At 34.5% G+C, this 1184-nt stretch carries 1 protein-coding gene; it reads left to right on the forward strand.

Annotated elements, in window-relative coordinates; translation table 11 throughout:
- Nucleotides 1-135 precede the first annotated feature (135 nt).
- Entirely contained in the window at nt 136-1086 is a 951-nt protein-coding gene (locus tag GQR56_RS21170) for a hypothetical protein (RefSeq protein WP_165729605.1), read from the forward strand.
- The last annotated feature ends 98 nt before the right edge of the window (nt 1087-1184 follow it).

Consider the following 1184-nt stretch of genomic DNA (forward strand, 5'->3'; position numbering starts at 1 on the left):
AAATACAGTAATCGATTGAACCAAAATAGGAACTCAGCTATGGTTTGTTTATTAATAAAAACAAATTTAAAAACGAGTTAATCTACAGGCTCGTTATGTGCCTATGCTTTGGCTCTTCTATATATGGGAATATTTATGAATATTAAAATTAAATTTTCGGTACTATCGTTATTTACTATGTTAAGTTTTTCGTCATCAGCTAGTTCTAGTGATTATGCTGGGACTGCTCATGTAATTAAAGGTGAGGCTGAAGTCAACGTTTCAACGTTATTTACCTGTAAAAACGGACGTTCACGTCCGTCTCCAGTCGGCATTAAAAAATATGATAATATTGAATATCTTGTTCCTGCAAAGGTTCAATATGAACAAAAGAATTTTGCCACAGACCTTTATAATGAATGCTCGAAGGTAACCCCAAAATCTTTATCTGAGGTTAACTTGTCGTCCGTACCTATCATAGAAGTAGATAAAGATGGGGAAGTTATTACAGGGTACATATTTGCAGATAATTACTTTGAATTATTTATAAACGGTAAGTTAATAGCCGTGGATCCTATACCTTTTACTCCTTTTAATTCCAATATCGTGAAATTTAAAGTTAAAAAGCCATATGATATAGCAATCAAAGTTGTTGATTGGGAAGAAAATTCAGGCTTGGGTAGTGAAGATAACCGTGGTAAACGTTTTCACCCTGGAGACGGTGGCTTTATTGCAAGCTTCTCAGATGGTACGAAAACCAATTCTAAATGGTCAGCTCAAACTTTTTATACCTCTCCTGTTTATGATCTGAAGTGTGCTAAAGAAATAGGAGATCAGCGTTTAACAACAAAATGCAGTACCAATGGTGCGGATAAGTATATTGAGACCTATTCGTTACATTGGGATATCCCAGTAAATTGGAAATTAAACGAAAGTTACTTATCTTGGCCAAATTCAGTGGAATTTACGGAAGATGAAATTGGTGTTAATAATAAGAAAGCTTATATGAATTTCCAAGAACAGTTCTCAGGTTCTGGTGCTTCATTTATTTGGTCAAGCAATCTTGTTTTAGATAACCTTGTATTATTCAGGTATCGAGTTAAATAAGGCACATAACAACACGCCCTGAGGTGGACGACTAGTAAAATTTAGCTATTAATTGCAAATTTTAAAAGTGGTGAACCTCTGTGTTTTAAGGCCGCTAA

This window comes from Pseudoalteromonas sp. Z9A5, assembly GCF_011378875.1.
GTDB lineage: Bacteria > Pseudomonadota > Gammaproteobacteria > Enterobacterales > Alteromonadaceae > Pseudoalteromonas.